The 24,354-nt window shown below is 43.4% G+C and carries 20 protein-coding genes and 3 tRNA genes; 4 read left to right on the forward strand and 19 right to left on the reverse strand.

What is annotated here, in order from left to right; all coding sequences use genetic code 11:
* Positions 1 to 1,122: 1,122 nt before the first annotated feature.
* Entirely contained in the window at positions 1,123 to 1,842 is a 720-nt protein-coding gene (locus B0I21_RS18165) for a pyridoxine 5'-phosphate synthase (RefSeq protein WP_133641917.1), read from the forward strand.
* Positions 1,843 to 1,963: 121 nt separating this feature from the next.
* Here B0I21_RS18165 and lepB (B0I21_RS18170) read toward each other — a convergent pair whose 3' ends face one another.
* From lepB (B0I21_RS18170) to B0I21_RS18195, 6 genes are all read right to left on the reverse strand, one after another.
* Positions 1,964 to 3,388, reverse strand: coding sequence for a signal peptidase I (gene lepB / locus B0I21_RS18170; RefSeq protein WP_133641918.1), 1,425 nt, complete (start codon positions 3,386 to 3,388; stop codon positions 1,964 to 1,966).
* 155 nt (positions 3,389 to 3,543) lie between these two features.
* Positions 3,544 to 5,046 (reverse strand): signal peptidase I, encoded by a 1,503-nt coding sequence (lepB, locus tag B0I21_RS18175; RefSeq protein ID WP_133641919.1) that lies wholly within the window; start codon positions 5,044 to 5,046, stop codon positions 3,544 to 3,546.
* 122 nt (positions 5,047 to 5,168) lie between these two features.
* Positions 5,169 to 5,906 carry a 4-hydroxy-tetrahydrodipicolinate reductase gene (gene dapB, locus B0I21_RS18180; RefSeq protein ID WP_133641920.1) on the reverse strand — a complete coding sequence of 246 codons (738 nt, stop codon included), beginning with the start codon at positions 5,904 to 5,906 and terminating at the stop codon, positions 5,169 to 5,171.
* A 169-nt stretch (positions 5,907 to 6,075) separates the two neighbouring features.
* On the reverse strand, positions 6,076 to 6,819 hold the full coding sequence (locus B0I21_RS18185; RefSeq protein WP_133641921.1) for a DUF5683 domain-containing protein: 744 nt from the start codon (positions 6,817 to 6,819) through the stop codon (positions 6,076 to 6,078).
* Entirely contained in the window at positions 6,819 to 7,736 is a 918-nt protein-coding gene (locus B0I21_RS18190; RefSeq protein ID WP_133641922.1) for a ParB/RepB/Spo0J family partition protein, read from the reverse strand. Before B0I21_RS18190 ends, B0I21_RS18185 begins: the two co-directional genes overlap by 1 nt.
* 3 nt (positions 7,737 to 7,739) lie before the next feature.
* Complete coding sequence (locus tag B0I21_RS18195; protein ID WP_133641923.1) at positions 7,740 to 8,537, reverse strand: ParA family protein; 798 nt, start codon at positions 8,535 to 8,537, stop codon at positions 7,740 to 7,742.
* Between the two features lie 218 nt (positions 8,538 to 8,755).
* On the opposite strand from B0I21_RS18195, the gene B0I21_RS18200 reads away from it, so the two are divergent.
* Positions 8,756 to 9,277: an NADPH-dependent FMN reductase gene (locus tag B0I21_RS18200; protein WP_133641924.1), complete on the forward strand. Its 522-nt coding sequence runs from the start codon at positions 8,756 to 8,758 to the stop codon at positions 9,275 to 9,277.
* Here B0I21_RS18200 and B0I21_RS18205 read toward each other — a convergent pair.
* Complete coding sequence (locus B0I21_RS18205; RefSeq protein WP_133641925.1) at positions 9,274 to 10,104, reverse strand: UDP-2,3-diacylglucosamine diphosphatase; 831 nt, start codon at positions 10,102 to 10,104, stop codon at positions 9,274 to 9,276. The two genes, B0I21_RS18200 and B0I21_RS18205, sit on opposite strands and share 4 nt — an antisense overlap.
* 130 nt (positions 10,105 to 10,234) lie before the next feature.
* Positions 10,235 to 10,390, reverse strand: a complete 156-nt coding sequence (locus B0I21_RS20225) for a hypothetical protein (protein ID WP_166637906.1) — start codon at positions 10,388 to 10,390, stop codon at positions 10,235 to 10,237.
* 207 nt (positions 10,391 to 10,597) lie between these two features.
* Here B0I21_RS20225 and B0I21_RS18210 point away from each other — a divergent pair, with 207 nt between their 5' ends.
* Positions 10,598 to 11,320 carry a 3-keto-disaccharide hydrolase gene (locus tag B0I21_RS18210; protein ID WP_133641926.1) on the forward strand — a complete coding sequence of 241 codons (723 nt, stop codon included), beginning with the start codon at positions 10,598 to 10,600 and terminating at the stop codon, positions 11,318 to 11,320.
* A 176-nt stretch (positions 11,321 to 11,496) separates the two neighbouring features.
* On the opposite strand, the gene B0I21_RS18215 is transcribed toward B0I21_RS18210, so the two are convergent.
* Entirely contained in the window at positions 11,497 to 12,549 is a 1,053-nt protein-coding gene (locus B0I21_RS18215; protein ID WP_133641927.1) for a PLP-dependent cysteine synthase family protein, read from the reverse strand.
* 149 nt (positions 12,550 to 12,698) lie between these two features.
* Between B0I21_RS18215 and B0I21_RS18220 the strand changes: the two genes are divergently transcribed.
* Complete coding sequence (locus B0I21_RS18220; protein ID WP_133641928.1) at positions 12,699 to 13,157, forward strand: Lrp/AsnC family transcriptional regulator; 459 nt, start codon at positions 12,699 to 12,701, stop codon at positions 13,155 to 13,157.
* Between the two features lie 64 nt (positions 13,158 to 13,221).
* Here the strand turns inward: B0I21_RS18220 and B0I21_RS18225 are convergent.
* The 10 genes from B0I21_RS18225 to B0I21_RS18270 form a co-directional block, all read right to left on the reverse strand.
* Positions 13,222 to 13,296, reverse strand: a tRNA-Val gene (locus B0I21_RS18225).
* Positions 13,297 to 13,305: 9 nt separating this feature from the next.
* Positions 13,306 to 13,383, reverse strand: a tRNA-Val gene (locus B0I21_RS18230).
* 123 nt (positions 13,384 to 13,506) lie between these two features.
* Complete coding sequence (locus B0I21_RS18235; RefSeq protein ID WP_133641929.1) at positions 13,507 to 15,507, reverse strand: putative porin; 2,001 nt, start codon at positions 15,505 to 15,507, stop codon at positions 13,507 to 13,509.
* Positions 15,508 to 15,557: 50 nt separating this feature from the next.
* Positions 15,558 to 16,373, reverse strand: coding sequence for a purine-nucleoside phosphorylase (locus tag B0I21_RS18240; RefSeq protein ID WP_133641930.1), 816 nt, complete (start codon positions 16,371 to 16,373; stop codon positions 15,558 to 15,560).
* A 251-nt stretch (positions 16,374 to 16,624) separates the two neighbouring features.
* Positions 16,625 to 16,699 (reverse strand) — tRNA-Val (locus B0I21_RS18245).
* Between the two features lie 73 nt (positions 16,700 to 16,772).
* Positions 16,773 to 18,260, reverse strand: coding sequence for a sodium:solute symporter (locus B0I21_RS18250; RefSeq protein ID WP_133641931.1), 1,488 nt, complete (start codon positions 18,258 to 18,260; stop codon positions 16,773 to 16,775).
* A 48-nt stretch (positions 18,261 to 18,308) separates the two neighbouring features.
* Positions 18,309 to 19,124, reverse strand: a complete 816-nt coding sequence (gene murQ / locus B0I21_RS18255) for an N-acetylmuramic acid 6-phosphate etherase (RefSeq protein ID WP_133641932.1) — start codon at positions 19,122 to 19,124, stop codon at positions 18,309 to 18,311.
* Between the two features lie 341 nt (positions 19,125 to 19,465).
* Positions 19,466 to 21,340 carry an outer membrane protein assembly factor BamB family protein gene (locus B0I21_RS18260; protein ID WP_243836243.1) on the reverse strand — a complete coding sequence of 625 codons (1,875 nt, stop codon included), beginning with the start codon at positions 21,338 to 21,340 and terminating at the stop codon, positions 19,466 to 19,468.
* Positions 21,341 to 21,364: 24 nt separating this feature from the next.
* A complete protein-coding gene (locus B0I21_RS18265; protein ID WP_133641933.1) occupies positions 21,365 to 22,828 on the reverse strand; it encodes a glycoside hydrolase family 10 protein in 1,464 nt (487 codons plus the stop codon).
* Between the two features lie 72 nt (positions 22,829 to 22,900).
* A complete protein-coding gene (locus tag B0I21_RS18270) occupies positions 22,901 to 24,337 on the reverse strand; it encodes a DUF4623 domain-containing protein (RefSeq protein WP_133641934.1) in 1,437 nt (478 codons plus the stop codon).
* Positions 24,338 to 24,354: the final 17 nt, after the last annotated feature.

Consider the following 24,354-nt stretch of genomic DNA (forward strand, 5'->3'; position numbering starts at 1 on the left):
ATGGGGTCTGTTGTTTCATGACCGTATCGTTTGAATAATTAAATATAAATAATCTTATCAAATTATTCCATTGACACAGTTCGCGTTACAGTCTCCCCCGCACTTGCATAAACGGTGTCCCTTGCGATAATTGTTTTTGTGGGTGTTTTCTCCGTATCCAGGGCCAGCAAATCCGGATCACTAAAAATATCAGTGTCCATATTTAGCCAAATTATATCCGTGTTCTTCATGCTGAACACTATACTACTATCTCGAAGTCGTGCAGTGCTATCTTGCGTTTGATCACCTGAATTTGCTTCTTTATGACTTCTTCCGTTACAGGAAAAAAATAAGAAGACCAGAATTATAAGTGTTATATTTTTCATATACTAAGATCAGTGATGGGCAATCATAGCTCCATCGACATATAATCATTCTTTCGAAAAGAATGGAGATTAATCAAATCTGGAGCTCTATACCAACATGCTATGTCATTCATTTTAGCACGACCTGATCCGCTTCCTTTGATTTGTTTCTGTTGAGCCTTACTGAATACGTTTACAGCTTGCAAAATCATGAATGTATGTTCATTACTTTTATTGTTATAATGCATAAATTATCATAGCTCATATGCACGATTCAGTGCCATGAAATCGTATGATCAATGATATGTTTTGTAAAATTCATAATAGCTGGAATGTAATAGCTGGCTTGGAAAATTGTTCCATTCAAACGCGGGATTACGTGAATTTGACTAACGAAAGTTTTTTAAGTTCATCGAGGTTAATACATTCATTATAAATCTCATAGTTTAACAACAGATCTAATATAGATAAATATTTATTAAAAAATATGATAGAATGGAAAAACAATATTTCGTATGTAGATTTTTTACTACGTTCTTATTCTATGTTATTGTGATAATTTCTCACCGATAGATCGCCAGTGGAGCGTGAGGGATTTACGCGTATGCTACTGTTTTGGAATTCCGTATTTTAAAAATTGAGCCCACCTGGAAAGCAGCGCAACATGCAGTGGTGACGAATCACGAACAGAGCCTCAGGTATAGTTCTATGCCGTCCTAATTTAGTTTTTTATCCCCTCAAATTTATCTATGTTTGTAGCGTAACAAGCGAGTGCACCATGACAAAGCTATCTGTAAACATCAATAAAATTGCTACGCTGCGCAATTCGCGAGGCGGAAATGTACCTAATGTATTGGCAACGGCATTGGCCTGTGAACGTTTCGGCGCCGAAGGGATCACCGTGCATCCTAGACCAGATGAACGCCACATACGCTACCAAGACGTTTACGATTTAAAAGCCGAAATAAGCACCGAATTTAATATTGAGGGCAACTGCCAGGAGCAAAAATTTATTGATCTTGTACTGGCGAATAAGCCTACGCAGGTTACTTTGGTGCCTGACGCGCTAAACCAGATTACGTCCAACCATGGCTGGGATACGGTGAAACATCGCAGCTATTTACAGGACATGGTCAAGTTATTTAAGGACCAAGGCATCCGCGTTTCGATCTTTGTCGATCCAGACGAGGATATGGTCGAGGCTGCCGCCGAAACAGGAACCGATCGTATCGAATTGTACACAGAGGCATTTGCGGCTGAATTTGGCTTTGACAGTGCAAAGGCTGTCGCGCCTTACTACAAAGCGGCAAAGAAGGCAGAAGAAGTCGGATTGGGACTAAACGCCGGGCACGACCTTGATCTAAACAACCTCAAGTATTTTAATGAACATATACCGGGCTTACTCGAAGTAAGTATCGGCCATGCGTTAATTGCCGATGCGCTGTATCTAGGCTTAGAAGAGACGATAAAACGCTATCTAGCTGCGCTGAAGGCGTAGTAATTTTAAAGTAAAAAGTTAAAAAAGTAAGGATGCTAAAAAAATGGAAGTTAGGATACCAAGGTAAAACCACAATAATCTTCCAACTAAAATCTATTATCTAAGTACTAAATACGATCTACTATTCAATCCCTTTAAAGATCCTATTCCAGCGTATTTTTGTCAGGAAGGAACCATCTACATCGTAACTCATCCAGGTAAATAGGGCCTTGCCCACAATATGGTCTTCCGGTACAAAACCAAACTCCCGAGAGTCTGCTGAGTTATCCCTATTGTCGCCCATCATCCAGTAGTAATTCATCTTTACTTCGTAATCGGCCGTCTTCACATCATTGATGTAAATGCCGTCGGCACGGCTTTCCAATGTATTTCCTTCGTATACGCGGATAATTCGATCATACAACGGCAAACTTTGGGTGTTAAGTGAAATGTGGTCGCCTTTTTTCGGGACGACGAAAGGTCCAAAATTGTGATAATTCCACTTCGTATTGGCGTCGTGCGGGAAAGCGGATCCGCTATTTTCGTAAGGTAAAACTTCTTTAATATTGGGCCAGGTGGCCAGCTCTGCAATCTCTTCCGCTGTGACGTACAACAAATATGGCTCTGCAAAAGGAAGGCCATTCGCCGGGTCTTTCGCATAATCAATCCTTTTATCCACTAATCGCTCCACATTGAGACCGGTGCCATCTGTATAGACCAAATAGGCTTGTTGCAGATCATTCGAATCATAACTGTCCTGACCATTGATGCGTAGCTCACCTTTACGCATTTCGACCTTATCGCCCGGGATACCTACCGCACGCTTGATATAGTTCTCGCGCTTATCAATCGGTCGGCTATACGGTGGATCAGCCTCTGTAGGAAGATTAAATACAACAACGTCATTTCTCTTTAACGCTTGGAATCCCGGTAACCTTGTATAGGGAAGCTTTATCCATTCAGAATAGGCTTTGCCGCCCGTTATCGGCATAGTGTGATGAGCAAATGGAAAAGCAAGCGGCGTCATAGGCACGCGTGGACCATAATTGAGCTTGCTCACAAAAAGGAAATCGCCAATAAGCAGTCTTCGCTCCATAGACCCCGTTGGAATCATATACGCTTCCAACAGAAAACCGCGAATAAGCGTTGCAGCAACGGTGGCAAACACAATAGCATCCGCCCACTCGCGTAAAATAGATTTTTTATAGGGGTATTTGCTGCGGAAGGCATCGCTGTTTGCGGCACCCAAGTATTTGACGTTGACATCATGGCCCCACATGGGCAAGAAAATAAAAGGCAATACGATGCCCACTACCGTTTCCCAAAATCGGCGCTTGCCGAAACTTTTTAAAAGATCCAGATACAGCGCGTAGAAAACAAAAATATTGACAATCGGGACGAGCAATAGTGCAATCCACCAAGTTGGTCGACCTGTTAATTTGGCCATGACAAACTCCCGGTAAAATGGAACAGCAGCTTCCCAACCCTCACGTCCGGCTTTCTTAAATAAAAGCCATAATCCGTAAATGCTGGCTATTGTCCATATTGCTATAATGCTATACCACATGTTGAAAAGTGAAATTCAAAAGTAAAAAGTAAAAATTCAAAAGTTAGAAGTCAAAAGTTAGCAACTTGAACTCAATACGCTAACTACGAAGTAATCAGTACTATACCCTTAATTAAAAACTCGAATTCAATAATCTAACTACTAAGTACTCAATACTACTTAATTCCCTTAAATATTCTGTTCCAGCGTATGCTAGACAAGAAGCTACCGTCCTTATCGTAACTCATCCAGGTAAACAGCGCTTTGCCGACGATATGGTCTTCCGGAACAAAGCCCCAAGCTCTAGAATCCAACGAATTATGACGATTATCACCCATCATCCAGTAATAGTTTTGTTTAAAGGTGTAGCTTGTGGCTTTAGCGCCATTCACATAGTACCCATCGGCTTTATGTTCAAAACTGTTGCCTTCATAGTCGCGTATGGCGCGGGCATACATAGGCGCCGAAAGGGAGTCAAGCGTAACCGTCCAGCCCTCCGCAGGAATGGTGATAGGGCCGAAATTATCGAAATTCCAAGTATAGTGTCTTTCATGTGGATACGTATCGCCCATGGCTTGCGATTTATCGAGCACAGCCATTTCCACCGCTTTTACATTACCCCAGCTTTTTACCACTTGTGCTTCGTCTGCCGTCATAAAAACACGAAACATCCCAGGGTTTTCCAGCGGAAAATATTCCAGTCGAAGGTCTTTCATCCGTTGTGGATTTAAGCCCGATTCATCGGTAAGTACCACATAGTCCATTTGCATTTCCGGCGGGACAAACCCAGCCTCACCATTGACGATCAACTGCGCATTTTCCATAGAAACAACATCGCCAGGCAAGCCGACACAACGTTTTATATAGTTTTCACGTTTGTCGATCGGTCGGGTGACTACGGTGAACTGGTTGTGCACCACATCTTTACCCATATAGCGTACCATATCGGCATAGGTTTGCTCTTGATGCTCAAGAACCACCGTATCTCCCGCCGGAAAATTAAAGACGACGACATCATTCCGTTCAATTTTTTGAAATCCTGGTAATCGCTTGTAAGGCAACTGAATAAGCTCAGAATAGGCTTTACCTCCGGTGACAGGCATAGTGTGGTGCGCGAATGGGAAAGCTATCGGCGTCATGGGCACTCTCGGACCATAGTTAAGCTTGCTTACAAACAGAAAATCGCCTATCAGCAAGCTCCGTTCCATGGATCCCGTAGGGATCATGTAGGCTTCCAACAGAAAGCCGCGAATTAATGTGGCAGCCACCGTAGCGAAGATAATCGCATCGGCCCATTCACGTGCTACCGTCTTTCTATAAGGATATTTCTTATGGAATTCTTCCGTATTGGAAGGCCCTAAATAGTTAACCGAAGGATCTCGCCCCCATAGGGGTAGGAAAATAAAGGGCAACAAAATGGCCACCGCTGTTTCCCAAAACCTCCGCTTGCCAAAGCTTTTCAATAAATCTAAATATAAACCGTAGAATATAAAGATATTAACAATAGGCACGAGCAATAAAAACACCCACCATGTTGGTCTGGCCGTTAACTGAGCCATCACATATTCTCGGTAGAACGGGACGATTGATTCCCAGCCCTGTTTGCCCGCTTTCTTATACAGCAACCATAATCCGTATAGCGCGGATATAGTAAAGACTATAAAGATGATATACCACATGTTGAAAAGTAAAAAGTAAAAAATTCAAAAGTTAAAAGTAAGAATTTAAAAGTTAAAAGTTTGAAGAGCAACATCTAGCGGCAATACGATGAGAATTCCCGATAGCAACTTCAAAATTCGCTTTAAAACGCAAACATTTCGGTTACTTGATAAAAGCCTTTCCGGCCCTGCAACCATTCTGCAGCAATGACGGCGCCCAGTGCAAAACCAGCGCGGCTATGTGCCGTATGTTTAAATTCGATCTGATCCACCTCAGAGCTATAAAGTACCGTATGTGTGCCAGGAACTTCTTCAATTCGATGGCTTTCGATTAATAATTCATCTGCTTTCGGAATACGCTCTTCATCCTCGCCAACAAGATTATTAATCCACTGTGTTTTTCCCTCGACCCCATCCAGTATCCCTTCGGCAATCGTGATGGCCGTTCCGCTCGGCGAATCCAGTTTATGAATATGATGGATCTCCTCAACCTGTACATCATACTGTTTATAGGGGCTCATGGCTTTGGCCAACAGCCGGTTTACATGAAAGAATACATTTACCCCTATACTAAAATTGGATCCATAAAGTAAAGACTGGTTTGCATCAAGGCAAACAGCTTTGATTTCTTCAAGATGCTCATACCAGCCCGTTGTGCCCACTACAATCGGTAGGTTTGCTTCGAAACAGAGACTGATGTTGTTTATTGCCGCTGCCGGCTCACTAAAGTCGATCGCGACATCTGCTCCGCTTAGCGAAGCTGCCGTAATAGACTCTCGATTATCCTTATCCACAATTAGTTGGATTTCATGGCCCCGCTTTAGCGCAAATTTCTCAATCTGCTGCCCCATCTTTCCATAACCTAACAGTATTATTTTCATCTATATATTGTTTTTATGCGCCTGTTTTTATGCACAACCTAAGCTCCTTTAACTGCCATGCACAACGCAAATTATATGTTCTTTACTATTACAACCTGTGAATATACATAATTAACGGCAGGATATATGGTCTAAGAAAAAACAACCAAACCCTTGCCGATCGGTCTAACTAATTCATATTCATTGTTAGCTTGATGCCTGGGGTAAAGCCATAGCCCCCCAGTGCGCGCCCGCCCGCTATCCCATAGGTTGGCATCAGTGTCGGGCCGATTTTCATCGTCGTATTCGGGCCGATATTCCAACGGTTTTTAAGCATGGAGTCAACATAGGCCTCAATGGCATTAAGCCCCCAAAAGCCTACCGTAATTAGTATCGTTAAATCGCGGTTTCTACGGCCGTAATCTTTCTGAGTAACAAGCCCCTGCGTTTCATAAAATTGAAGATCGGGATCGCCCGCATCGCCTTGCCCATTTGTTTCTACACGATAAGCTAGCTCGTCGAGAAATTTCTTATAATACCATTGCCAATAGTCAAAAACCAAATAACCTGTTACCAAGCCGCCATAGATAATGGGAACTTTTACCCACCATAGGCCACCATTGGTATACTGTCCCCATCCAGGAAGTATCAGGGAGCGCTTCCAAGCTACGCGCGACACATGTTCGATCTCTAAGCGGGCAGAATCTTTCTTTATACCTTTGTAATAGTATTTATCCCGTTCTTTCTCTGCACGCTCCCGCTCCTTACGCTCTTTTCTCGTCTCCTCCTTCTTGACGGTATCTTGCGCTGCCGCAATAGAATCGGCCACTTGCATTTTTTCTTTCAAGGAGCCATTCTTCGTAGAGTCCTGCTGTTGCGCGTAAAGACTTGCGGAGATACTAAACAAAAAAAGCGCTAGAAGGATATATCGCATTACCAATCTAATAGTTCAAGAATACGGCTTAAATCATCCTCACTATCGAAAGGAATTTCAATAGCGCCTTTGCCTTTGCTATTTTTTAAATTCACGCGTACACGCGTAGAAAACCGAGAGGCTAAGTCGTCCTCAATTTTTTGATATTGAAAGTCAAGCTGCTTGCCTACTGGCGCCTTCTGCGGCTTCGTCTGTTGTTGTATATTGCGGACCAGGATTTCCGTCATACGAACAGACAGCCCCTTGTCTATAATTTCCTGAAAGACGAAAAGCTGCTTCTCCACTTCTCCAACATTAATCAGTGCGCGGGCGTGGCCCATCGAGATTTCCCCATCGCGAATACCTGCCTGAATAGCCGGCGGCAATTTCAGCAAACGTAAGTAGTTCGTTACCGTAGAGCGATTTTTACTGACACGTTCGCCCAGTTGCTCCTGTTTCAGGTTACACTCTTCAATCATCCGCTGAAAGCTTAAGGCTACCTCAATCGCATTTAAGTTTTCACGCTGTATATTTTCGATCAAGGCCATCTCCAGCATTTGCTGGTCGTTTGCGGTACGCACATACGCCGGTATTTCATCAATACCTGCAAGTTTGGATGCGCGTAAGCGGCGTTCGCCACTGATGAGCTGGTATTCGTTTTTGCTTAACTGCCTAACCGTGATCGGTTGAATCAAACCTTGCGTTTCGATGGAATCGGCTAGCTCACGTAGGGCTTGTTCATCAAAATCTGTACGGGGCTGGAATGGGTTGACCGCGATATGTTCTATTTTAATAAAATTGATACTGCCTGCCGTAGCGTTCGAACCTTCTTTTGCGACAGCGTTGTTTCCTGCTGAACTCTGGGGCATTTGAACATCTTCGCTTTGTAACAAAGCGCCCAGCCCTTTCCCTAAACCTGTTTTTCTCTGTAATGCCATACTTTATACTGTCGCTGTTTGCGTATCTTTTATAACCAATCCATTCTTCTGTAAGATCTCTCGCGCCAAATTTAGGTAGTTTACTGCACCTTTACAGGACGCATCATGCATAATAACCGAGATACCAAAACTTGGTGCCTCGCTTAAACGCGTGTTCCGCTGGATAATCGTATCAAAAACAAGCTCACTGAAGTGGGTACGCACTTCGTCCACGACTTGATTCGACAAGCGCAGGCGCACGTCATACATCGTCAGTAGAATGCCTTCGATTTCTAAGTTCGTATTTAAGCGCGTTTGCACAATTTTGATTGTATTCAACAATTTCCCCAATCCCTCCAAGGCAAAATACTCACACTGTACAGGAATGATAACAGAATTTGACGCCGTCAACGCATTGATAGTAATAAGACCAAGCGATGGTGAGCAATCGACGATAATAAAATCGTAATCGTCTTTAATCACCTCCAACATTTTTAACATCTTAAATTCCCGCTCGTGCATATTGATCATTTCGATCTCTGCACCCACCAAATCGATGTGTGCCGGTAACAGATCTAAATTGGGTGTATCCGTATGTTGAATAGCGTCACGTGGATCTAGGTCATTTACCAAACATTCATAGACACTCGCCTTTATTCCGCGCGGATCGAAACCTATTCCTGAAGTCGAGTTTGCTTGCGGATCCGCATCCACCAACAACGTTTTATGTTCGAGAACAGCTAAACTCGCAGCCAAATTAATCGAAGTTGTTGTTTTTCCTACGCCACCTTTTTGATTAGCAATTGCTATAATTTTTCCCATGAGAGTGAAATCCTTTCTAAAACCTAAATACCGATGCTATAGATATTGCTCAAAAGTACCGCAAATTTACAATCCCTTTGTGAAGGAAATGCTTAAATGATGTTAAAATTAGTATTTTTGGCAAAAGCTCTTAACCAGCGGCTAAGGGTGCTAAGATACGAAAAATAGCGTTATGACCGGATAAAGATTTTGGCGCTTTTTGTCACAGAATTATTTGCATGAATTTAATCATATCAGGAACAAATCGGGAGCGTAGCAACTCGTTAAAAATTGCGCAATACTATCAGCAGGAGTTGGAACGGAAGGGAGAATCGTGGGGAATTTTATCCTTAACAGATCTGCCGCCCGAGATCAACTCTACGGACCTGTACGGAAAACGCAGCCAACTTTTTGAGCCCATTCAAGCAGCTGTTTCCGATGCACAAAAATTTATTTTTATTATCCCGGAATACAATGGCAGCTTTCCCGGCATCCTGAAAGTTTTTATAGATGCCTGTGCCTTTCCCGCATCTTTCCATCACAAAAAAGCGGCCTTGGTAGGCCTTTCAAGCGGCAAATATGGTAATATCCGCGGTGTGGATCACTTCACGGGCGTATGCAACTATTTACGGATGCACGTATTGCCTTTGAAGATTCATTTGGCAAAAATCCAAGACGAACTCAGTACCGATGGCCAACTCAAAGAGGAATTGACAAGCAATTTCGTGCACGAACAGATCGAAGAAATTATTCGGTTTTAGATCGTTCCCTTAATGATGTTCTCGAGCAGCTCGTCAAGGTTATTTCTGAATTTCATAGACTCCGCAGGATACTGTATAAGTGCTGCTTTTTTCTCTTCGTAGCTGAACATTTCCCAGGTGCCGTTGTCATATTCCAACGCTGTTAAATTTTCGATCCAATCACCGGAATTCATGTATATACAACTGCCCTTTTTTGTTTCTATTTTGCGTATCTGGGGCTGGTGTATGTGTCCGCAAATAACATAGTCATACCTATTTTCAATCGCCAAGTGCGATGCCGTCTCTTCAAAATCTGAAATAAATTTTATGGCTTTTTTTACAGAGTTTTTTATCTGTTTAGAAAGCGAATACTTCTCTCGACCCAACTTTGTCAACCCCCAATTCACGACGTTATTGAGTTGTATCAACCGGTCGTAGCCCCAGCCACCTAACTTTGCAAGCCACTTCGTGTGCTGTATGGAAGCATCGAATACGTCGCCGTGGAAAATCCAACTTTTTTTACCATCTAAATCCAGCAATAATCTGTTGGTTAAGGTGATATGACCAAACTGCATTTTCCCGAATTTGCGCAACATTTCGTCATGGTTTCCAGTAATATAGGTGACTTCACAACCCTGGTAAGCAAGGTCTAAAATATATTTTAGCACCCGGAGATGGGATTCTGGGAAATAGCTTTTCCGAAACTGCCAAATGTCGATAATATCGCCATTGAGAATAAGTTTGCGGGGATTAATGGATGATAGGTAGCTCAACAGCTCATCGGAGCGACATCCATATGTTCCGAGATGCACATCGGAGATAACGACTAATTCAACTTCTCGCTTCATATTCGTTTTTTCAAAGTAACCTGTTTAATATGAATAGAAGATTGTCAGTAGATTAAATAATTGTCAATTTTATGATGATTAAGGTGATATTGCCTGCCGCAGCAAGGCACTACTTGTAGATTACAGTTTTTTAGGATTGTCCAACCCACATCCCTTCCGTCCTTAGCCAGGACAGGGCCGTACTTTTGTAGGCCAAAAGTAGCAAAAGCCCGTCGCTGGAAACCTTTGCAGGGATGGTTTGCGGGATGGCATATTGCTGCATATCGCAAAGCTTTCGATGCGACATCTCCTGTTAATTAGGGTAGAAGCAATAATCGCAGAAATATATTAGGTCTACATACGAAGTACTACATACAACGATCTATCGCATTACTCACTGCTATGAAGAGGTCCTTCATATTTCTACCTACTAGATACTAAGCTCTAATACATTTCCCACTACGCAATACTTCATTAACAAACCTTATATTCGTAATCACAAACATCTGGGACTATGAAAATACAATCAAGCATTTTACTAGCTGTCAGCCTTTTCTTAATGGCCTGTTCATCACAAGAAGAACAAAATCAACTGACCACTGAAGAGCAGGAAGCTGGCTGGCATTTGCTATTTGACGGAAAAACGTTATCCGGCTGGCACGTATACAACAAGGGCAATATGGATTCAAAGTGGACGGTTAACAATGGCGAACTGTTATGTGATCCAACCAAAAAAGAGGGAATCTTCGGCGATCTGATAACAGATAGTGTTTACGAAAATTTTGATCTGCAGTTGGAATGGAAGGTAACCAAGGGCGGCAATAGCGGCGTATTTATTAATGTGAAAGAAGATAGCAGCTATGCCGCAACTTTTGCGACTGGCCTAGAAATGCAACTGCTGGATAACAGCAATGCGGAGGCGAGGCATCAAACGGACTCTACGCATTGGGCAGGATGTCTGTATGCGGTGGATTGTATCGCGCAGAATTCGTACCCTAATCCACATGGCCATTGGAATACAAGTCGTATTGTACAAAAAAACGGAAAAGTGAGCTTCTGGTTAAATAACAAACTAACCTTCGAACGGCAAACCCAAACCGACGATTTCAAACAAATGATAGCAAGTAGCGGCATGAAGGCCTATCCCGACTTTGCGAAATATCCATCCGGACAGATTGCACTACAGAACCATACCGATAGCGTATCATTCAGAAATATCAAAATAATAAGGCTCTGATAATTCGCTGAGACATTTCGTTTATCCTCAGAAACCAAAAGAGCAGCCCGAGTGGGCCGCTCCTTATCTTGAACACTAAACAATAAATCTAGACACTTTATCTTTTCGAATGCTGACTTTCCCCTTTTGAATTTTTAAGTTCGACCTATTCCTTTTGACTTTTGTTTTTTTACTTTTTACTTTGTAGCAACCCGTCCAATGGGGTGAAACCCTTGAAAGTCTACCGCTGTAGAAATGAAGCCATCTTTTACAGGTTCATCTTTCACTAAATCTGTACTCAGGTATTTCTTATTGTCATCACACAAAAGCGTAACTACCGTTGCATCTTCACCGAGCTGCTCTTTGAGCTTCATGGCTCCAATAACGTTTGCTCCAGAGGATATTCCAACCGCTAGGCCAAGCTGTTTGGCGAGCTTTTGCGCCATCAAAATGGAATCTCCATCGGAGGCTTGAATGACTTCATCCAATTGATCGAGTTTGACCAAAGCGGGAATAAATTCATCCGATATACCTTGAATACGATGAGAGCCTACTTTATAGCCCGTGGTAAGCGTAGGGCTCTCTGCCGGCTCCAACGGATGAATTTTGACAAAAGGATTTATCTTGCGTAAATGGTTTCCAACGCCCATCACGGTACCCCCCGTACCAACTCCGGCAACAAAAGCATCTGGCAACTTCCCGACCACCCGCAACTGCTCAACAATTTCAGGTCCGGTGGTCAGCTCATGTGCCTCCGCATTGTATTGATTTTCAAACTGTCGTGGCAAGAACACACCGCCCTCCGTAGCAAGCTCCTCGCTCAAGCGAATGCTCCCTAAAAAGCCCCCTGCTTCTTTGCTGACCAACTGAATATCGGCTCCCATACTTTTTATGATATCGATGCGTTCTTTACTCAACCAATTGGGCATAATGATTTTTACAGGATGGCCTAACGCTTTACCAATGGCGGAAAACGCAATCCCTGTATTGCCGCTCGTTGCTTCAATAATGGTATCCGACGGACGGATTGCACAATGCATATACGCCTTGTAGAGGATATACAAAGCCATACGGTCTTTAATGCTGCCGGTCAAGTTGTAATGCTCACATTTTACATAGATCTGTCGGGCTTTACCGTGGAAGGTATACTGCAATTCCAACATGGGGGTGTTACCAACCAAACACCACAGGTGTTTAAACTTACTATCAAGACTCGGTGAAAGACATGCACTAAATTCTGTTGCAATCATATGATAAAAATATCTTACAAAATTGCTTCTATGCGATATATTATTCAACATATAATATCAATTTCAATAAATTTTATTGAAATCTTCCGTATATCTGAAAATATACCGATTTACTTTCTTATTTTTGACCTGAATCAAAAAAAGATAGTATGGAGCTGGATCAGGTTGATATGAAACTATTGCGGCTGTTGCAGAAGGACGCGTCACTCAGCAACAAAGAGCTTTCCTATCATTTAAACAAATCGATTGCAGCGGTACATGAGCGGGTTAAAAAGCTTAAAGCAAATGGCTATATCAAACGAACGGTAGCTATACTTGACCGGAAGCGTGTGGGTATTGATTTGATTTCTTTTTCCCAAGTGTTTTTAAAGGCACATACGGCAGAAGTCCTGAACGAATTTGAACGTGAGGTAGCAAAATTCCCTGAAGTGATGGAATGTTATCAAATGGCGGGATCCTATGATTTTATGTTGCGCATCGCCACGAAGGATATGGAGGCCTACCATATTTTTTTACGCCACAAACTAGCAGTGCTCCCACAGGTAAATACGGTGCAGACATATTTTGTATTATCGGAAACAAAAAATGAAACAGCCTATCCGATATAAGAATAGAAAAAAACCTAATAAAAGCTTATAAAATCAAAAAGCATCGGAATTCCGATGCTCTATGTGGAGGCTACTGGATTCGAACCAGTGACCCTCTGCTTGTAAGGCAGATGCTCTGAACCAGCTGAGCTAAGCCTCCTTCTGTATATGGTGGAGAATACTGGGTTCGAACCAGTGACCCTCTGCTTGTAAGGCAGATGCTCTGAACCAGCTGAGCTAATTCTCCTTGCTTTTTCGCTTATTGCGTGTGCAAATATAGGTCTAAAATCCGACTTGCAAAATTATTTTTACACTTTTTATTTGTCCTCTCAGCAATACGCTTATTGTCAATCAAATAAATTTGCATCCTTTAATCATAGAATTTCCAAGATACGCCAAAGCGGAAATTCGCATCATTCATCGGGTATCGACGAACAGTGTAGTACCCTTTGGGATAGGCAAACTGATTGAAGAAATTGTACGAGAGAAAAAGGTTTACCCGGTCGATATTCCCCGTAAACCACACATCGCCGATTGGGTATGTGGAATAGTTAATGCCCACGTTGTCGTTGTAAAATTGACCGGCATTAATCGCATAGGACGGTGATCGAAAAGGCGTATTGAAACGCACGTCCATCCCTAGGCGAAAGTCCATCACGTTGTACAGCTTGTTGGTATAGTAGAAGCTATGCCAAGTATAAAATTCCGGCGTAGCCAATATCGCTTCTGCATCTGTTTTTTGATACACCACCATATTATCAAGGTGGAAACGACCAAGTCGGAAATTCTGCCAAACGGAGACCTTCAGCAGGTTTAAATTTCCGGATTGGGCTGGCGTGATGCGTCTTAACAGGGCTTCGTCATTTCCCGGATTATCCACTTCTCTGAAGTACAAATAGTTATCCATCAGAAAGTACTCCGCTTTGCCCGAAAAGCCTATTTTCTTATTTTGGTAAGCGAAAGATAGATTCTGCGTTTTGGTCTTATTAAAATTGTTTTCCCACTGATGGAAGGTGTAATTCATGCGGTTAAACACCATTTCTGGAGATTTATTCTGCGAATATGCCCCCAGACTTATCTTGCCTGCGTTTTCGCTTAACATGATATCTGCATTAGCCTCATACAAAAAATCACCAGCTTGCGCGCCTACGACAATTTGGTTCACCAGCGCGCGCACATCAATCCGATCACTAAACTTGTAACCCAAGTTTCCCTTCAACATGCTGTTTTGATAGAAGCTGGAGGTCAGACTATCGCTATACCAGATCAGGTCATTCTGAAATGCGAGATCAAGTTTAGCCTCATTTTTAAACACACCCTTGCCGCGCAGGTAAAAGCTATAGATAAACTCGTTGGATATTGTCGTGATGTTCGTCGTATCGTCTACACGTTCAATATCGCCCAGTGGAAAAGCGCCATATAGATCGGGTTCATTTTTAAAGAAGATAAACTTTCGCTGCCTGATGGAGGAATTGTGTGCTACAGCGTTCGTCGGATGGATCTCCATCTCTGGCAGGCCTTTATTGACGGTATCTAGGCGCCCCAGAAAGTACGACTGCCGAAGGAACATGCCGTTATCTCGCCACCTGCTATACGGCCGATTTGCATTTATTCCACTTAAGCGAGTAAGATAGCCCATATTGGCCGTACCCGAAGTATCTTGAAAGACGTCGCCGCCAACAATCCGTTCATCCACAACAGAGCCATTTTCAGGCGCATCAAGGTTGTTGAACGTTCCGTTGACTAATAAGTTATAACGCTTATCCTTCGACTCATACCAACTGAATACAGCCGCTTTCCGATCACTATAGTCTTGGTTCCTGTAGTAACCATCCGTATTTGTTGCGTGGTACTCCACCCCGATATTCCATTGCGGGGTGATGTTTTGAGCTAAACGGGCCCTAAAGACTTGGTCGTCAAAGAAAAAGCCCACCGTATAGAGCTCAGAATAGCGCGCACGTGCCCGGAAATACTGCACGGAGTCGGGATGCAAGAGATAGCGTTCCAACGCGTAAAAGCCTGGCTGGAAACCTATTTTTTTGTTCGGATTAAACAGTAAATCCCGTGTTGCCAATCCATAAGACCCCAGATTTATAGACGGATTCCATGGAAGGTTTTGCTTATTGTAATACTGAAAGTTGACATGGGATGTATCGATTTGCACCGTGCGCGTCGCTTGCTTCATCATGGCCAAGGTCGTATAGCGAACATATTTCGCGGTGAAAACGACCGAGTCTTTTTTATTATCTTCCTTCGCCCGAGCCGAATCCAGCGCACTACTAAACTCCTCTTCTGTTTGCGCTGCACTGTGCGTTACGCCAGCTACTACCAGTACAAAAAAGAGTAAAAGCTGCTTTACATACCTATTCATCAATGCCTTTGTTCTTAAAATATTGCCAAAAATAAGGCTAAAATTTTCATTTATTGCAATGCGATCAATTCTTTTAAAATCTTTGTCATTTTAGGCTCAGCCGCGGCCGCTACCTCCACAATCTCGGCCAAGGAGACGGGCTTCAGATCGGTGTGGAATCCCTCATCTGTTATCACCGATATGGCGAACACAGGAATCCCCATGTGGTTGGCGACAATAACTTCCGGCACAGTACTCATCCCAACGATATCCCCCCCGATAATGCGCATATAGCGGTATTCTGCACGTGTTTCCAAATTAGGACCCGGCGCAGAAACGTAGACCACTTTGTGCGCTCTAATGTCCAATCGTTCAGCGATATCAAGCGCCTGACGGACCATTTCTTGATTATAAGGTTGGCTCATATCCGGAAATCGCGGGCCAAAATCTTCATCGTTTGGCCCCCGCAACGGATTATCGGGAAGCAAATTTATATGATCGTCTATAATACCTATATCGCCTTTCAGAATGCTTGGATTGAGCGAGCCGGATGCATTCGATACAAATAATTTTTGTATCCCTAAAGCTTTCATCACACGGACGGGAAACGTAATCTCCTGCATGTTATAGCCCTCGTAATAGTGTAGTCGCCCCTGCATCGCGACGACATTTCTACCATTAAGCTTACCAAAAATAAGCTTGCCGGTATGAAACTCCACCGTAGAAATTGGGAAGTTGGGCACATTGGAATACATAAGCTGGTACGCTATCTCGATTTCGTCTACCAATTTTCCTAAGCCCGTGCCCAGTATAATACCAAACTCAGGGTTGAAATCGCCAATTTTGCGGCGAATTGCACTGACCGTCTCTATAATGAAGTGATACATGGGATGTTAATGTTTTTATTCAAACATAACTTATTTTTTTTTGTCCCACAAGCTTGAGAGAAGGCGCGGTATTCTCTTTAACATAGATTAACGGGGTAAAAAGCAAAACCTCATTTATATGCCTATTAGCTTGCCTTTTTTTGTAAAAAGTGGATAGAAGCTTCTGGTGATCGTATCGCTATACAGTGAATAGAAAGAGGAGAGCGTTATAATATAAAAGTCCGACCTTAATTTGATCGGACTTTTTTGCGTGGGAAATACTGGGTTCGAACCAGTGACCCCTACCTTGTCGAGGTAGTGCTCTAAACCAGCTGAGCTAATTTCCCGCATTAAATTTCTTCAGGATGCACAAAGATAATTTTTTTGATCAGTCCCGAAGAAATTCTTGCTAAAATAATTTTAAAATTTATGTGCTCCCTTCGCTAGCCTACCAGGAGAGGTAGCAAATAGCATCAGGATGATCGTCAGCGCATTGTATACAATAAGCTCAAAGCCTATGCGATACGATGTATGCGGAATGATATAGTACGTATTTAAAACAAACCAAATCGTTGGCGAGATCAAGCAAAAATACGGCACCAATTTGTCATTCACGGCGTATCGGGTAAGAATACCAAAAGCAAATAGCCCCAATAACGGACCATAGGTGTAACTAGCGGCGGTAAAGATGGCGGTCACGACTGAGTCGTCATTGATTAAGCGGAAAAGCAGGATAACAATCAGCATCACGACACTGAATACAAAGTGAACGACATTTCGTTGTCGCACCAAGGCGGGGTCGTTCGGGTTTTCTTTTTTATTGAAGTTCAGAAAATCGACGCAGTACGAAGTTGTCAAGGCGGTCAACGCCGAGTCTGTGGTAGCGAATGTCGCTGCTGTTAACCCCATCATGAAAACGATACCTGCAGCTACCGAAAGGCTATTCAACGCGATCTCCGGATACAAATAATCAGGGGTGCGCAGCATCGAGATATCAATACCCTTATCACCTACGTAGATATACAACAAAGCGCCTACAGCCAGGAAAAAGAGGTTGATAACGACAAAAACGCTGGTGAATGTCAACATATTCTTTTGCGCCTCACCAATGGTGCGCATGCTCAAGTTCTTCTGCATAAGATCTTGATCCAAACCTGTCATGGCTATCGTCACAAATGCGCCGCCGATTACATGTTTCCAAAAATGGCTTTTATTCCCTAAAAAATCCTCCCAAACAAATATCTGTGCGTAGGAGCTATCTTTAACGCGTTCGAAGGCTTGCAAAACAGTAAGGCCAAGACCATCAGCCATGAAATAGATAGACAGGAGCACCGCCAATAGCAAACAAAATGTTTGTAAGGTGTCGGTAATGATAATCGTCTTTAATCCACCCTTATTCGTGTAGAGCCAGATTAAGATTAAACATCCCGCGACGGTAACTCCAAAAGGAACGCTCCATGCATCAAAGATGAACTTTTGCAGGATAATAGCCACAAGGTAAAGCCGAAAGGCTGATCCAATAGTTCGGGAAACCAAAAAAATCATGGCACCCGTCTTATAGCTTTTGTGCCCTAATCGCTCCTCTAGATAGGTATAGATGGAGGTTAAGTTCATGCGGTAATATAGTGGCAATAACACGTAGGCTATGACTAGGAAGCCAAGCGCGTTCCCCAGCACAAACTGGAAATAGCTAAAATTGGATGTGCCAACGGCACCGGGAACAGAGATAAAAGTAACGCCAGATAGCGCAGTTCCAATCATCCCAAAGGCAACCATGTACCATTTGGAATTTCTGTTTGCGACGAAGAACGTGGAATTATCGGAGGTGTTTCTTGATGTGAAGTAAGAAACACTGAGCAGCATTCCAAAATAAACGAATAAAAAGGCGAGGAGTATAAGTGGTGACATCGTTAATAACTGAAAAGTAAGTATGGGTTAGCGAGTAGTGGATAGCCACTACTCTTTAAAAGCTTTACTATTTTCTATCGCTTCGCGGACATTTCCGTAACGTTCCAGTAAGGCCGTAGCGGTCTCTTCATCTGCGCCGGTCTCATCCATAACCATCCGCACACCACGCGCCACAAGTTTAATATTTGACAGCTGCATATCCACCATCTTATTTCCTTTGACGCGCCCCATCTGGATCATCACCGAGGTACTCAGCATGTTTAAAATCAGCTTTTGCGCCGTGCCCGACTTCATCCGTGTAGAGCCTGTTACAAATTCAGGACCGACAACTACTTCGACAGGATACTGCGCTACTTCTGCGATTGGAGAACCGCTATTGCAAACAATACAGCCCGTAACCAAGCCCTCTTCATTTGCGCGTTTTAAGCCCCCCACAACATAAGGTGTCGTTCCCGACGCGGCAATACCGATAACGACGTCATGCTTGCTCATACCATACTCTTGCATATCTTTCCAGGCCTGCTCGGTATCATCTTCCGCAAATTCCACGGCTTTCCGAATGGCCGTATCGCCACCAGCAATGAGTCCGATAACCCAATCAAATGGAACACCAAAGGTAGGCGGGCATTCTGAAGCATCCAGGATGCCCAAGCGGCCACTAGTGCCTGCCCCAATGTAGAACAAACGTCCTCCCTGCTTCATGTTTTCAACCGTAACAGCGACTAATGCTTCCAATTGCGGAATAGCCTGCTCCACCGCTTGGGGAACTGTTTTATCTTCGTTGTTCATATTCGTTAAAAGATCATGAACAGACATTTTATCTAAGTCTTGATAATTTGACTCCTTTTCCGTAATTCGTATCATATGTTACAGCAAAAATCTATACTTATTCGATTATACAAATATGCAAATTTCAAATAGAAACACGCACAAAAACGCAACGTTTTTTTCGCTTTCCTCTCCCTTAATACCACCCCCATATGCAGGCGATAAAATATCATTCAAAAAGATTTGATTTCCCCTCAATTTGCAAATCACCCCTTTACTAAACGTCAAACATAGATATTTTAATATGTATTTTGAATGCGCTTGGAAAAAAAAGTAATTTTTTTGTTACCATTTTTTACCAGGGTTACTAAACGCTCGTTAAAAACGGGCGTATGCATTGACCGAGGTTGAGCGTTCTGAAGACGGATCACCTGCGGTTAATGGATCTTTAATTTTACGATAACGCCATCCATTGCTGACACCACAATATCATCCTTTCTTGTCACCAAAAGCGGGTTGATCAGCGCGTTGGACAGTTTATATTGCCACAAAACGTCGCCGCTAAAGTTGTCAACCCCGGAAATAACACCTGCATGGCTTGGCACAAGCACCTGTTTGCCTAGGGTAGCTATAGCGGATGGATTAAGCTCATAAGGAAGCTGTAATGCGGATTGCCAGCCAACATGCATCTTCGAACTTTTTGAATCCATGCCAAGAACATTCCCATCCATCGTTTTTACGTAGACATAACGTTTATCAGCGGATAGTCCCATCGACTCTCGCACACGGATGCTATCTCTTTTTTCCCGCCAAATTACCTTTCCATTTTCGGCATTTAAGCAAGTCATGTAACGATCAGGCGCCACGACGAAAATACGATCGTGCACGGCAATGGGATAGCAGGCTGCCGCAGAAAACATGCGATTGCTATTCCCATTATTCCAGCTCCATTCCAACGCTCCCGTTTTCTGATTTAAAGCGTAAAACCCATTGCCCCAAGAGCCGAAAATCACGAAATCGCGAGACAAAGTAGGCCGCGCGGATACGTAGCCACTGACTTGATCAAAAAGCCATTTGACTTGCCCAGATGCCACATCTACTGCTCGAAACACGCCATCTGAAGCGCCAATGAAAGCGATGCCGTTCGCTATAACAGGACTTCCTAATACAGCTTTCGCAGTCTTTAACCGCCATCGTTCGGCACCGCTACGGGCATCGAGCCCATAGATATGCCCATCGGACGAACCAACGACAACGGTATTCTTCCAAACTGCCGGCGTAGAGTAAATTTTACCTCCCGTTTGGAAAGACCACATTTTCTTTCCGTCATCGGAATGGATAGCGAAAACGGTTCCCGCAGTATTACCTGTGATCAATAATTTTTTATAGTGTGCGAACCCGGCTCCTAAATCAGCGACATCTTGATACCGCCAAACCTCTTCAACACGCGCTGCTGATACATTATTAACGTCATAGTTAGGCCTTTTAAAGTGTTCCGTTTCTTTCTCAAAATGATGATTCAGCAAAGGTATCTTTGCCCAAGTTACTCGCTCCAGCGCCTGCGGTTTACGAACCTCATATCGGGCTTCGCCATCTGCTATCTGAATAACGTTATATCCGCCAACCGCATCTTTCGCGCGCAAGTTGGATCGCCCCATCACGCCCGGGATCCCTTCCCAATCGTATACTTTGTTAATATGCCCGTGCCCGCACATCATCAGCTGCACATTGCGCTTTTTCAATCGATCGATTGCTTCATACCAGTTATTCAGCGAAGAATCTTGTGGATAATGATTGATGTAAATAAGGGGTGTCTCCACATCTGGATTAGCAGCGAACACTGAGTCCATCCACACCAGGTTTTCACGTGGAATCTGCCCTGGCCCCATACGCATGTTAGGCCCCGACGTCGTTCCCATAAACATATAGCCTTTGTGCCGAAAGAAAAACGTTTCGCTACCAAACACCTTGCGGAATGAATTAGCGCCACTTTCCGACCAATTGCTATCGTGGTTTCCAGGAATAACATATAATGGAAGCTGTAGGCTATCCAAAATTTGCTTGGCCAAGTGCAACTCATCATCTGCCCCAAACTCTGTCACATCGCCTGAAAGTATGACGAAGTCAATATCTGTCTGTTTGTTGAGATCTTCCACCGTTCGCCGTAAATCGTCAGCACCGGTAGCTCCACCCACATGTGTATCCGTCACTTGCGCAAACTTGAAGGATTGCTGGGCAAACGAAAAAATCGGACATAGCAATAAGCCAAAGCAAATGCTTTTGATCGTACACGAAAGATTTATCTTAATCAAACTCCTATAGTTATGTTGTTAAACCTACTTTCTTTCCAAAGGATTTGTACCTGTACTTTCTTGATTATCTTCGTTCAAGGCAGTGACGACATAAAACCCCTGTTGGGTTAATAACACACTGTTTTCAGTGGTTATGGCAAACACTTGCCCCTCTGCCTTGAGATCTGTAAACCTGTATATTACGGATCTTCCAGAGTTATTTGACCAATGTAAGGTATTTGCCTCCAAACGCAGATTTCCAGGAACCGCAGGCGCAGGAGCGACACTTCTGCCCATAAATGGCATTACTCCGGGGTTGGCATACAAGCTAGCCAGCTTATCTGCAATGCCGATTTTATTATCAAGAATATAACGTGCACTATACATTGCGCTGCCCACCGATTTTTTATTCAACTTTGTTAAATTAAATTGCTTCTCCAGTTCCTGTGTATTCTGAAAAGCTGCAGGTTGTGTCGGGTCTCCAAATTTGTACAACCCATGACCGATAACCAATGCTGCAGTGTAATTATATTGTGCCCAAATACCCAGATTGGTTTGGAAATTATTTGAGGCATTCCCAATCTCTTGATAAAGCTGCGGAATTAAAAGGTCTACCCAACCCTGTTGACACCACTTCCCTAAATCAGCATACAGGGTGTTGTAATTGTAATCTTTGTTCGCTGCCGGCGATATAGAAAAGACTACGTTCGGTTTCGTACTCACGATCATCTTATGTATTCCTTCAATCGCTTTATCTACGTTATCACGTCTCCATGCTTGAATACTACTAAACGCAGATCCGTACGTCTGGTAATCTTGCTGATCCGAAACCATAGTACCTGCAGAAGCAGGATCTGGGTAGAAATAATCGTCTAAATGCACACCATCTACTTGATAGTTAGATATCAATTCCTTCACGATGTTTGCGATACGCTCGCGTACTTCTGGACGTGCCGGGTTATAGATCTGTATTTTTTCATGACTTACGACCCAACTAGCGTTTATGGAATTGTGTAAGGCAGGATAGGCAGTCCCTGTTCCCGAACGGGTGGCAATGCGATACGGGTTCATCCAAGCATGAAATTCAATGCCTCGTGCATGTGCCTCATCAATTAAAAACTTCATAACGTCATATCCAGGATTATTTCCTCTAACCCCGGTTAATGAAGCGCTCCAAGGCTCATAGGCCGAGGTGTAATAGGCATCACCCATCGCGCGGACTTGAAAAAAAACAGCATTGATACCCATTTCTTGAAATTTATCTAAATACTGGATATATTTCTGTTTCTGCCCTACCTGCGTGTAATCATTCAATGGCCAATCCAGTCCCCATGCAGTAGTGATCCACACGGCTCGCATTTCCTTCTTGGGGAACAATAGTTGCTCCACACCTGTTGGAGGCATCGGCTCCGGAGCTGGAGCATCGCTACTTTTGCTACACGCGCTTACCAACAAAGCACCTAAGAAACAGGCAAATATTGCTGCTTTTCTTTTTACAGTAGTGTACATCGCTTTTGATCTATTAGGTTTAATATGATAAGGTAAGCACCACACATTCGTTAAGTGCTTACCATTTTTAATTTAGTCTTCTGGTTCTTTTTTCGGTAATTCCATTACGACAAACCCTGCATCGCTAGCTCCTGAATAAAGTAACAGGGTTTCGTCCTTCCCTTCTTCATCTTTTATTACAGCCCATCCTGTCTGTGTGGAAGGCGAAGTATTTGCTGGGCCAAGGAACGAGTATTCCAACAGCGGTCTTCGCTCGGATTGCTCGAAAGCGGTTAAAGCATCAACAATTCCAGTCCCACGCGTAATATCATACAGATACATTACCGTGCCTTCAGATCCGGTACGGGCGGCAGTTGTTGTTAGTAAATAACGCTCACCATTAAACTCAACTACCCGCGCGGCTGAACTCCGAATGGGAATAGCGGTTCTGCCTAGGGTGTGGGTCAGGGCACCGGCGCTATTTACAACCATAATCGGCGCATCGTGGCCCGTGAACAGGTAGTTATCCGTATTCCCCACCTGTGTGAATGAACTCCAAGAACCCACGTTGATCGTTGATGTGATAACGAGGGGATTACCGACCGTTGTGTAATTGGACACACGAAGCCTCAACACCTTCGTACCAGCATTATCACCGAGAAAAATAAAGCCATTACCCGAATCATCCAAATTGATAGTGAAGTTATCACCATGCCGTACGCCAGCACCTGCAATCTGTCCAACATTGATATTCGCTATCACCTCTGGTGCAACAGCAGGATTTGTCCAATGATAGATTTTCAACGGACTGGCTGCCGTATTCCCAGACAAATTTGCAATGTATGTGTGCCCATTGACAATATCTCCCGTCGATACAGCGAAGGTTCCTTGCGATACACCAGTCATGTTAAGTGGGATTTTGTTGGCAACACCATCACGTAAATCACTGACTTTCAATAAATGTGAACCAGCAGCATGTCGCGTGACAATTAAAACATGTTCGCCGTCAAAGCCCGAGCCTCTAGTCAATGCAGATACAAAGGTCTCGTAAATAGGATTTCCCAACTCATTGTTCGTAAAATCGAACACTTTTCTTTTAGAAACATCCGCGCCAAAAACAGGTATACGTAAGCGTAACGTGACAAAGTACTCTTTAAATCGAGCTGCATTAGTCACCTTGACGACAATAGTCTTTTCAGAATCTCCTTCTACGAAGGGAAAAACATAATTTTCCCTATCCAACTTTGCACCATCGGATAGCGTTGCTTCAAAACGGATATTTGAAAAGTCAGTCTCCGGATCTAATCTTGGAAAAGAAATTGTTTTACGATCTTCATCAATGACGCCTTCCACCACCGTGGACCCGTTGGAGCCTGCATTCATTATTTTTATCGTAGAAAGTTCCGTATAGTTGCTCGATGCTACATTCTGCGGAAAATCATCCTTACAGCCGTTCAAGAATAGCGTTATTATGCTCAATAGCAGCCATCCATAAGCTATGCCACGGCGTTTTAGAATATAATTTTTCATCTTCATTCGGTTTAATA

This window comes from Sphingobacterium paludis, from assembly GCF_004364125.1.
GTDB classification, from domain to species: Bacteria; Bacteroidota; Bacteroidia; order Sphingobacteriales; family Sphingobacteriaceae; genus Sphingobacterium; species Sphingobacterium paludis.